The organism is Secundilactobacillus sp. MJ173 (assembly GCF_059704265.1).
Map to the genome: position 1 here is coordinate 19,437 of NZ_BAAKGN010000036.1, position 10,942 is coordinate 30,378.

Annotated in this window: 11 protein-coding genes; 8 read left to right on the plus strand and 3 right to left on the minus strand. The window is 44.9% G+C overall.

Going from position 1 to position 10,942, the window contains the following annotated elements:
- The first annotated feature begins 95 nt into the window (after positions 1–95).
- Genes AC6H04_RS05660 through citG form a run of 7 tightly spaced genes read left to right on the plus strand, consistent with a single transcriptional unit; the run spans position 96 to position 6,515 of the window.
- Positions 96–1,277: an NAD(P)-dependent malic enzyme gene (locus AC6H04_RS05660; protein WP_497570764.1), complete on the plus strand. Its 1,182-nt coding sequence runs from the start codon at positions 96–98 to the stop codon at positions 1,275–1,277.
- Between the two features lies 1 nt (position 1,278).
- A complete protein-coding gene (gene citC / locus AC6H04_RS05665; RefSeq protein ID WP_497570765.1) occupies positions 1,279–2,343 on the plus strand; it encodes a [citrate (pro-3S)-lyase] ligase in 1,065 nt (354 codons plus the stop codon).
- The gene (gene citD / locus AC6H04_RS05670; protein WP_497570766.1) at positions 2,333–2,626 is read left to right on the plus strand and encodes a citrate lyase acyl carrier protein; all 294 of its coding nucleotides are present in this window, start codon (positions 2,333–2,335) and stop codon (positions 2,624–2,626) included. Before citC ends, citD begins: the two co-directional genes overlap by 11 nt.
- Position 2,627: 1 nt before the next feature.
- Complete coding sequence (gene citE / locus AC6H04_RS05675; protein ID WP_497570767.1) at positions 2,628–3,542, plus strand: citrate (pro-3S)-lyase subunit beta; 915 nt, start codon at positions 2,628–2,630, stop codon at positions 3,540–3,542.
- On the plus strand, positions 3,532–5,070 hold the full coding sequence (citF, locus tag AC6H04_RS05680) for a citrate lyase subunit alpha (protein ID WP_497570768.1): 1,539 nt from the start codon (positions 3,532–3,534) through the stop codon (positions 5,068–5,070). Before citE ends, citF begins: the two co-directional genes overlap by 11 nt.
- A 39-nt stretch (positions 5,071–5,109) precedes the next feature.
- Positions 5,110–5,664 carry a citrate lyase holo-[acyl-carrier protein] synthase gene (citX, locus tag AC6H04_RS05685; protein WP_497570769.1) on the plus strand — a complete coding sequence of 185 codons (555 nt, stop codon included), beginning with the start codon at positions 5,110–5,112 and terminating at the stop codon, positions 5,662–5,664.
- A gap of 2 nt (positions 5,665–5,666) precedes the next feature.
- A complete protein-coding gene (gene citG, locus AC6H04_RS05690) occupies positions 5,667–6,515 on the plus strand; it encodes a triphosphoribosyl-dephospho-CoA synthase CitG (RefSeq protein ID WP_497570770.1) in 849 nt (282 codons plus the stop codon).
- 57 nt (positions 6,516–6,572) lie between these two features.
- On the opposite strand, the gene AC6H04_RS05695 is transcribed toward citG, so the two are convergent.
- From AC6H04_RS05695 to AC6H04_RS05705, 3 genes are all read right to left on the minus strand, one after another.
- Complete coding sequence (locus AC6H04_RS05695) at positions 6,573–7,511, minus strand: nucleoside hydrolase (RefSeq protein ID WP_497570772.1); 939 nt, start codon at positions 7,509–7,511, stop codon at positions 6,573–6,575.
- A gap of 269 nt (positions 7,512–7,780) precedes the next feature.
- A complete protein-coding gene (locus AC6H04_RS05700) occupies positions 7,781–9,700 on the minus strand; it encodes a M13 family metallopeptidase (protein WP_497570773.1) in 1,920 nt (639 codons plus the stop codon).
- Positions 9,701–9,949: 249 nt separating this feature from the next.
- The gene (locus AC6H04_RS05705; protein WP_497570774.1) at positions 9,950–10,174 is read right to left on the minus strand and encodes a hypothetical protein; all 225 of its coding nucleotides are present in this window, start codon (positions 10,172–10,174) and stop codon (positions 9,950–9,952) included.
- A gap of 245 nt (positions 10,175–10,419) precedes the next feature.
- Here AC6H04_RS05705 and AC6H04_RS05710 point away from each other — a divergent pair, with 245 nt between their 5' ends.
- The gene (locus tag AC6H04_RS05710; protein WP_497570775.1) at positions 10,420–10,848 is read left to right on the plus strand and encodes a universal stress protein; all 429 of its coding nucleotides are present in this window, start codon (positions 10,420–10,422) and stop codon (positions 10,846–10,848) included.
- The last annotated feature ends 94 nt before the right edge of the window (positions 10,849–10,942 follow it).

The following is a 10,942-nucleotide window of genomic DNA, read 5'->3' on the forward strand; positions in this document are numbered from 1 at the left end:
TTATATTTGAAAAAGTTAAAAAGACGGAGTAAACTAGAAGAGTAGAGGAACTTAATAATTAAATCACAAGCGATTGTTCGGAAGGATTGGTGCGTTTGACAGATAATAGTGAAATTTTAAAAGTGCATGAGAGTCATACAGGTGTATTGGACATTCAATCCGATCTTGGCGTACATAATAAGACCGATTTAGGTAAGGCATATACTCCCGGAGTTGCGGTGCTCTCTAAGTTGATTGCTAAGCATCCGGAACTCAAAAACAAGTATACGGTCAGCGGTAAGCTGGTCGCTTTGATTACTGACGGTTCCGCCGTTTTGGGCTTGGGCAATATTGGTCCAGCTGGCGGCTTACCCGTAATTGAAGGTAAAGCGTTACTGTATAAGGATTTGGCTGGTATTAACGCCATTCCGATTGCGGTTAACCAGGTTTCAACTGGTGAGATCGTTAAGACGATTCAAAATATGTCGCAGTCCTTCGCAGGGATTCATTTGGAAGACATTGCGGCACCGAAGTGTTTTGAAATTGAGGAAGCACTGAGTCAATCATTAAACATTCCGGTTTATCATGATGATCAAGAAGGGACTGCCATTGTCGTTTTAGCGGGGTTAATCAACGCCGCTAAAGTTGTAGGTAAGCAACTAGCAGACTTACGAGTGGTGATTAATGGCGTCGGGGCTTCTGGTTTAGCCACTGCTAAATTACTTTACGCTGCTGGTATCAAAAAACTGACTTTAGTTGATATTTACGGTGTGGTTACCGCAAATGATATGAGATATAATCAGTATCAACGTGATTTTGCCGCTCAAATTGAGGCCAGTGACACCCAAAAAGATTTGAAATTGAGTGACGTGATGGCTGATCAGGACGCCTTTGTTGGTCTCTCTGATCAGCATCTGCTATCTGGTGATGATGTTCAGCAGATGGCTGCTGACCCAATTGTCTTTGCTTTAGCAAACCCGGTTCCCGAAATTGAACCAGAAGTTGCTGCCCAAGCTGGTGCCAAGGTCATTGCTACCGGTTCGAGTCAACATCCTAACCAGGTCAATAATATTTTATCTTTCCCAGGCTTATTTAAAGGTTTGCTGGCCAGTGGCATCAAGCATGTTGATGCCAAGTTGCAGTTAGTTGTTGCCCAAGCTTTAGCGAGCGTTGTTGAAACACCGACGGCCGAGGAAGTCGTTCCTGGTGTGTTCAATACCAAGGTAGTTGAAACGGTCAGCCAAGCGGTTGTTGATTACGCCGATGAGCAAAAGAAAGAATTGATGACGGAGGTCTGACATGGACAATCAGATTGTCGATTTGTACCTTAACAACCCCAAGGTCAAAAGGGATTGGGAGGATTTTTTAACGAGTCTGAAGATTACCAATTTCTCTGCCAATGAAGTTGATCGAATCGACTATACGATTGGCATTTATAACGGCGATGATCTAGTGGCAACGGGTTCTGTTGCGGGCAATGTGCTGAAGTACATTGGTGTCTGCAATAAGGGCGTGACCACTGGTTCCCGTTTCAACGCCATTGTTTCGGAGCTAGTTAATCGTCAGTTTGCCAACCACATCTATCATTTATTTGTGTTTACTAAACTGAAGTACAGTGACAGTTTTCAGCATATTGGTTTCAGCGAGCTAGCTCATTCAGACGAAGCCGCATTCTTAGAAACCGGTAGCCCGGATGTGAACGACTTCTTAGCTGATATTCCACGGGTTGATGGTCAAAAGGATAAACAAGTTGCTGGAATCGTTATGAACGCCAATCCGTTTACTCGCGGTCACCGTTATTTAGTTCAGCAGGCGGCTAGTCAAAACGATTTGGTGTACGTCTTTGTTGTTAATACGGATGCGTCCCTATTCACGACTAAAGAACGGTTCCAGTTGGTGAAAGACGGAACGGTCGACCTTGATAACGTCATCGTGGTCAATGGTGGCGACTACATGGTTAGCTATGCGACGTTCCCAGCCTACTTCTTGGCGTCACCGGATCAGACTGTGACCTATCAGACGACGTTAGATGCCCGCATCTTTCGCAACGTCATCGCGCCGGCTTTGAATATTACGACACGCTACATTGGGTCCGAACCACTATCGCGCACCACCAGTATTTATAACGACGTGCTGACACGGGAATTACCGCCTGCAGTTGAGGTAAAGGTCATTGATCGTGAGCAAGCACTAACCAGTGATCAGCAAGTGATTACTGCAACACAAGTGAGACAGTTCATCAAAAATGGTGAGACTAGCAGTTTATCAGCCTTTGTGCCGGAAACAACTGCTCAGTTTATCCAAAATCATTTAAAAACCCTACAAAAACGGATTCAGGAAGGAATGAACATTGATGGAAATTAAAGAAACAGCTGTTGCTGGTACTTTGGAATCATCAGATATTCAGATTATGATTTCTAAAGCTGCCGACGGAATACAGATTGATTTGCAGTCCGACGTTGAAAAACAGTTCGGCGACCAAATTCGTCAGGTGATTACCACAACGTTAAACGATTTAGATATTACAGCCGCAAAGGTTAAAGCAGTGGATAAGGGTGCCCTTGATTGTGTGATCAAAGCCCGGACGATTGCGGCAGCCCAACGTGCTAGCCAGACCACTGATCAACCAGCATGGGAGGTACTCTAAAATGGCTGAAAATGAAGAACGTTTACGTCGAACAATGATGTTTGTTCCTGGTAATAACCCAGCAATGGTTAAGGACGCCGGTATTTATGGTGCCGACTCCATCATGTTTGACCTTGAAGATTCCGTTTCACTGTCTGAAAAAGATGCTGCTCGTGTTTTAGTTTACGAAGCACTTCAAACCCAAGACTATGGCAACGCTGAATTGGTTGTCCGGGTCAACGGCCAAGACACTGAATTCTATGCTAATGATGTTAAAGCCATGGTTAAGGCCGGCATTGACGTTATTCGCCTACCAAAGGCTGAATCTGCTGACATGGTTAAACAACTTGAAGCTGATATCTTAGCCGCTGAAAAAGAATTTGGCAGAGAAGAGGGGTCAACTCATCTCATGGCTGCCATTGAAAGTGCTAAGGGTGTCTTGAATGCCCCTCAAATCGCCGCAGCTTCAGACCGGATGATTGGGATTGCTTTATCAGCTGAAGATTACACCACTGATATGAAGACCCACCGTTATCCAGACGGTGCTGAATTAGTTTTTGCCCGTAACATGGTGCTTCATGCTGCCCGTGCCGCTGGTGTGGCTGCCTTTGATACCGTCTTCACCAACATGGACGACACAGAAGGCTTCTACCGTGAGACAGAATACATTCACCAACTTGGTTTCGACGGCAAGTCACTGGTTAACCCTCGTCAAATCGAAATGGTTAACAAAGTCTACGAACCAACTGAAAAGGAAATCTTGAACGCTAAGAACGTGATCAACGCCATTGAAGAAGCCCGGCTTAAGGGTTCAGGTGTGATTTCAATGAACGGTCAAATGGTTGACCGGCCAGTTGTTTTACGTGCGCAACGTGTGATGCGGCTTGCTAAAGCGTCCAACCTAGTTGATGAGGAGGGTAATTACATTGAAAAATAGTGTTAATCGCGACTTACCAGAAGATGTTATGAAGGATTTAAACTACCAACCATTTGAATCCACCGAAATTGGTCATCCTGAGATTCAGCGGGTTGCCCCTAAAGTGCACGTTTCAACCGGTGACAACAAGGTTGTGACGTCAATTAAGCAAGTAATCAAAGACACCTTAAAAGATGGCATGACGATTTCGTTCCATCACCATTTCCGTAACGGTGATTTTGTGTTCAACATGGTGATGCGTGAAATTATTGATGCTGGTTATAAGAATCTAACCTTAGCGCCATCATCATTGACTGGTGTTATGAATGATTTAGTGATTGAAGCCATCAAGGCTGGCACCATTACTCACATTACCAGTTCAGGGATGCGTGGTTCATTGGGCGATTTCGTCTCACACGGTGGTTTAAAGAACCCCGTTATCTTCCGTTCACACGGTAACCGTGCCCGGGCAATCGAACACGGCGACATTAAGATTGACGTTGCCTTCTTGGGTGTGCCTAACGCGGATGCACTTGGTAATGCTAATGGTATGGAAGGCGACGCTGTCTTCGGTTCATTGGGTTATGCTTTAATGGATGCTCAATACGCCGACAAAGTCGTTTTACTGACTGATAACATTGTGAGTTATCCAAACACTCCAGCTTCAATCAAGCAGACTCAAGTGGACTACGTGGTTAAAGTTGATAAGGTCGGGGACCCTGATAAAATTGGTTCCGGTGCTACCCGGTTCACTAAGGACCCTAAGGAGTTGAAGATTGCTGCTACGGTTAACGATGTGATTGTTAATTCACCTTACTTCAAGGACGGCTTCTCATTCCAAACCGGTTCAGGTGGTGCAGCCTTAGCAGTTACGCGTTACCTGCGTCAGGCTATGATTGATAATAAGATTAAAGCTTCCTTCGCTTTGGGTGGGATTACTAAGCCAACCACTGATCTGTTAAAAGAAGGATTAGTCGACAAGGTCATGGATGTTCAAGACTTTGACAAGGGTGCTGCTGATTCAATGCATACCAGTGCCAACCAACAAGAAATCGATGCTTCATGGTACGCTGATCCCGATAACAAGGGTGCTATGGTTGACCAGTTGGACGTTGTTATCCTGAGTGCTCTGGAAATCGACACCAAGTTCAACGTGAACGTCATGTCTGGTTCCGACGGAGTGATTCGTGGTGCCATTGGTGGTCACCAAGATGCTGCAACGGCTAAGTTAACGATTATTTCCGCACCATTAGTTCGTGGTCGTATCGCAACGGTTGTGCCAGATGTTACAACTGTTGTGACACCTGGTGATTCAGTTGACGTATTGGTCACTGAATATGGGATTGCCATTAACCCTAAGCGCAAGGACCTTCAAGAAGCACTTGGTAACTTACCTGGTGTGCCAGTTTATAAGATTGAAGACCTGCAAAAGCTGGCTGAACAAAAAGTGGGCAAGCCAAAGCCACTTGAATTCACCGATCGCACCGTTGCCATGATTGAATACCGTGATGGGTCAATCATTGATACGATCAAAGAAGTTAAAGACTAAATCGAATTTAAGAAACGTATTCCTGAAAGGACTGAGTCGATGACCGCCATTTTTCAAACTGGTCAGCCACAAGAAATCACTGATGTGCTTGATAATCGCGATGCGCGGGTGGCACTGCAGCAACAACTGCTGCATCGCTATCCAAACGAAACGGTGATTGCCATTAAACTGAATATTCCTGGGCCGATTAAAAACAATCAGCAGATTAAGCGGTTATTCACCGCTGGTATGCAACGTTTTTACGACCAGTTAAAGGCGCAGACTCGGCGCTTTCGGACGGTGACGCAGTGGGATAAGCCAACTGGAAATGAGCTATTCATTACCGTTGAGCTTGATCCAACGTCAACCAAACAGTTAGCCGTTGAGTTCGAGGATCATGACCATTTGGGGCGGTTGTTTGACGTGGACGTTTTGCATGCTGGCCAAGAGCGGGCACTGTCCCGTTCCGACTTTGATTTGCCAGTACGTCAATGTCTGATTTGTGATCGAGAAGCGAAGGATTGTGCTCGTTCTAGACGTCATTCGGTAACGGAACTACAAGCTCGAATCAGTGAGATTTATACAGCTGAATTCGAAGCTGCAGGAGGACGTTAGATATGAACGATCACGAAAAAGACACCTTAGTAGGCGATGCATTACGCGCACTGCTATATGAAGTCAGCGTGAATCCCAAACCAGGGTTAGTCGATCCTGTTTCCAGCGGTCCGCATCCTGACATGAATGTCTTCACCTTTATTGACAGTTCTATGAGTCTCAGACGGTATTTCAGCTGTTGTGTTGAGCAGGGTTCTGTGTTTCAAGGTGAAGATCTCAGAGCGTTGTTCTTAGCGATTCGTCCGGCTGGTATTGAGGCTGAAAAGGCCATGTTTGAGGCGACTAAGGGTGTTAATACGCATAAAGGTGCCATTTTCTCACTGGGCATTTTAGTGACTGCGGATGCCTATCATGCTGATCATCACGATTTTTCGTTACAGAAGATCGTTCAGCTCATGCTGAAGGATTTAACTGTTAACGATTTTAAAGGATTAGCGGATAAGGCACCCGAGTCGTTAACGGCTGGAGAGAAAGAGTATTTGACCTATGGCATTAAAGGGATTCGTGGCGAAGCCGAAGCCGGTTTTCCAACGGTGATGGACATTGCCTTGCCTGCCTTGCGTCAGCATCAGGGGACCAAGAATCAACGTTTGTTGGATACCTTGATGACCATCGTGGGTAATAGTGTGGATACTAATCTGGTGAAGCGCGCTAAAACCAACGATATCGTTTCCTGGGCGCACTTACAGTCAGAACGGTACTTCGCTTTAGGCGGCAGTCGAACGGTCCAGGGAATGGCATTTCTTGACGAATTAAACGAGATTTTTACCGCACGTAACCTCAGTTTGGGTGGGTCAGCTGATTTGCTGATTTTAACCATTTTTATGGGGTTGCGTGAGGGTGTTATCTAATAATAAAGAGCGGTTATCCCGAAAATGAAGGATAACCGCTCTTTTGTTATTTTTACATTAGTCAGTCGCTAATTTAGCAAGTTCATCAATTTTATCAAAGAAAGCTTCAGCATGAACGTTTGTGACGAAGGTAATGTCACGTCCGTTTTCGGTGATGAAGGTGCGGCCTTCAGAAGGGGCGTGGTCGATCACATCACTTTTAACGGGAATTGAATCAACCAAATCAGGGTAGTTACTGATTAAGGTCGTTAAAACATCCCACAGGTAGTAAGTTGAGTTAGCTTCAAAGGAATGAACCAGTGAGTAGCCCTGACCGATTAAATCCAGCGCAGGATACTGCCGCTGTTTGGCCCATCGGGTTCTGAGTTCCTTGGTCAATGGGACTTGATCCGTACTGTCCAAGCCCACCATAGTGATCTTTAACGGTGAATCCCAAACTTTCTTGACTGCTTGTCCATCCCAGTAGGCGTTCCACTCTACTGTGCCATCCTGTCCTGGTTCAGCAACATTCCCTTGGCTGTTCATGGCACCACCCATCCAGTATAGCCGTTCAATATTCTCGGCAATTGAAGGGTCAGTCGTTAAGGCGCGGGCCAAATCTGTCAATGGACCAGTCATCACTAGGGTAACGGGTGTGGCAGATTGTTTGATGGCATCGACCATGTCTAGATGAGCCGGTTTTGCTGCCAAAGGTGTTTTTGGTTCACCGTGTTCGTTTAATATTGGAAAATCATCAAATGAAAAGGCGCTTAACCGCCACTCCTTGGGGAATTGGTGAGCTGGCCGTGAATTTGATTTGGCCACGGCAGCCGGTTTGCGACCCTCATGGCCGAAACGATCAATGATTTTTTGCGAAGCGGAAGATGCAGGATCAACATAACCATCTGCATCAGTAACACCGACACCAATCAGGTTAACGTCGGGCATCTGAAGTAGTAGTAAAAGTGAGACTAAATCGTCAACGTTACCATCGTGATTGAAATACACATTATGCAAGGGAAAGACCTCCAGTTATTTTTAGCCAAAATTTAGTGATAACCGTACTTGGGGTTCTACGCGTCAATATAGTCTAAACGTGTTCAAACAGGCAGAGAGCTGCATGTAAGCAGATAACGCTAATAATCCAAACGCCTTACTCTCCGCTCTCATAAACGTGTTCAAACAAGCAGAGAGCTGCATGTAAGCAGATAATGCTAATAATCCAAGCCCAGGATTTTTAGCATTATCCACTTACACTCCGCTCTCTAGACGCCTGTTTTCACACTCTACCAGATTTTCACACGATCCTCCGGTGCCTTATACATCTTATCGCCCGGTTGAACGTCGAAAGTACTGAAGAAATCGTCCAGATTTTGAACTTGAACGTTAGCCCGCAATTTAGCTGGGGCATGGACATCGATGGACAGTAACAGCTGTTCGCGTTCTGGCGTGGCCTTTTGGCGCCAAATCTTGGCCCAGTTGAGGAAGAAGGCGTTCAAATCTACGTCTGATTCACCTTTAGCGGCTTCCAAAGCACAGCTAAGACCACCACCATCGGCAATGTTTTCGGAAACGGTCAGCTTCCCATTCACTTTTTGACCTGAATAAGGCAAGCCATCGAATTCCTTCACCATGTTTTCTGCTAATTCATGGAAGTGTTCGTTATCTTCTTTTGTCCACCAGTTGTTTAGACTGCCGTTTTCGTCAAACAGCGAGCCATTATTGTCGAAAGCATGAGAAATTTCGTGGGCGATGACGGCACCGATACCACCAAAGTTTTCACTAGAAGACTGCTTGAGACTGTAGAACGGTGCCTGCAGGATTGCTGCAGGGAACACGATGATGTTGTAGAAGGGATGGAAGTAGGCGTTAACAGTTGAGGCACTCATTTCCCATCGGCTTCTATCAACGGGTTGATTCCAACGGGCAAAATCGTCTTCGTTCCGGATGCGGGTAAACGTCATCAAGTTAGACAGTACGCTGCCACCTTCACTAGCAGTAGTGACTTTGAATTTACGGTATAGCGGGTCAATCTTATCTGGATAACCCACTTGGATACCTAATTTATCAAGCTTTAAAATCGCTTTTTCACGGGTCGCTTTACCAAGCCAAGTATTGTTAGCCAGGCGTTTCTTATAGACGTTAACCATTTTAACCACCATGTCATGAACGTCCTGCTTAGCAGCTTCACCAAAGTATTTGCGGCCATAGTAATCACCAACGACTTGATCAAAGGTGCCAGTGGCTAAATCATAAGCGGCTTTTTCTTGACTACGGGCTTCTTTACGGCCACTCATCGCACGACCGTAGATGGTACTAGTTTGTCGTTGCTCGTCGGTTAAGTAGCTGGATAAGCCCATGACTGTCTTGAACAGGAGCCAGCTCTTCATCATCTGGAAATGATCATCCGTCAGTAGGTCACCCAAGGCATCGAAGAAGTCTGGTTCTGTTGCGATGATTTTTTCCGGTGTGCCGTGGACTAGCGTCGTAATAGCGGTTCTCAGGTCCAATTTATCAGTGCTGTCAGCAATTTGGGCAAGTGTCCGTGGATTGTACATCTTGCTGTAATCAGCACCTTCTTCGGCTGATTTAACGTGAGGTGCAATCAGTCGATCAAAGGCAGTTGCTTGTTCAATGATGGTTTCAGCTTTAGAAGCATCATAACCAGCTTGTTCGAATAACTGGGTCATCATCTTTTCTAGTACAGGCATTAACTGTTTTGCGGCCTGATTATCCTTATCATAATAAGTTTTATCGGGCAAGAATAAGCGTGGCCCGCTAGCAAACAGCGCGTACTTAGTGGAATCCTTCATATCTGAATCAATATCCAGTGAGAACGGTGTTGGCAGACCAGCTAAAATCCAGTCAGCCAGTTGGTCACTGAGATTTTGATAGTTGTTAAGAGCTTCAATTCGGTCAAGGTATGGCTTTAAAGGTGTACTGCCATCTTTTTCCCGTTTGTCAAAATCACTGACGAGTTCATAAAATTTCTTGAATTCATTCATTTCATCGTTTTCAGGTGTTAATTTACCAGCTAATAAATCCTTAAAGTCGGCCATTAACGTTTTCTCAATACCATCCGAGAGGTCGGTAAACCCGCCTGTAGTTGAGTGGTCGCCTGGGATGGTGGCTGTTTTAAGCCATTCGCCGTTTACGGCGTCGTATAAATCTGTTTTTATTAAATCTTGATCAATTTTATCTGCCATTTGATAACCTCCATCTGATTAGTAGACTGTTCTTATTATACTGCTACCTCAGTGGCTTTGATATAAGATTGATTATAAAAAGCCGGTCTCAAAGTTGTCAATAGACTTTGGAACCGGCTTGATTTTATGATCATTACTCAGTCGAAATTAGCTGAATAATGAGACTATTTAATTAAGTGTAAAGTATTAACTCATGCTGACTAAGCCGCTAACGGATCGTCAGCCAGCTTTCATAACGTTAAACTGGTGCTAGATTTTCCACCAATTTTTTTCAATCACGGTGACGTTGTTGAGATCTTCCAGTTCAAACCGCTCAATATCACCGTCATGAGTCAGGTAAAATCCCCCGTCACTTGGGGAAGTGTTTACCATTCCCGTAACAGCTTCGGATTGGCTTAACGTCAGCTTGATCACCCAATTATGGTGATAGGCTTTGGTAATGGTAGATGATAAATCCTTGGTTGTTTCTTGCATTAATATCCCCCCGATTTAAAAACTCAAGCTTCATTATAGGGAGCTAAAATATAGAATTCAATCTTGACATTTTGAACAGGTGAAGCGACGTACTGTTGCGTTGCGTTTTGCCAAAGAAAAATTATTTTTAACTTTTTTTCTTGGAAATAAGGGTGAAATTGCTCACATTGTTTTAGTACATATTTTAACGTTAGCGCTTTCAAATGTGGTAGCATAAAAGTAGAAAAGAAGCGGAGGTGTCATTTATGTTTGAGAAAATTTTAGTTCCAATTGATGGTAGTGAGAATGCTTACCGGGCGCTGGATGCTGCAGTTGATATTGCGAAACATTATGGGTCAAAGATTACGGTTGTCGCGATTGCTAACGATCAGAGTTACACCCAATATGGGGCAATTTTTGGCGATGACATTATGGCACACATGAAAGAACAGGCTGAAGAATCATTGCAGGCAGCTAAAAAGCGGGCTAAAGATGCTGGCGTTGATGTGGAAACAGACTTCGAGGTGGGTATTCCTAAACAGGCTATTTCGGAGACGTTACCGGACCTGCTGGAGACTACTTTGACCGTTATCGGTAAGTCAGGTGTTCACGGATTAAACCGGGCCATCATGGGGTCAACCACTGGGTATGTGGTTCGGCGGTCGATTACACCTGTGCTGGTAGTTGGCGATTAACCAGAACGCAAAACGTTGAGGTATGGGAAGCATGCATTTCGACTAATCTTTTAGTCGGGAGGCATGTTTTTTTTATGGAATAAGCGGCAAGTGT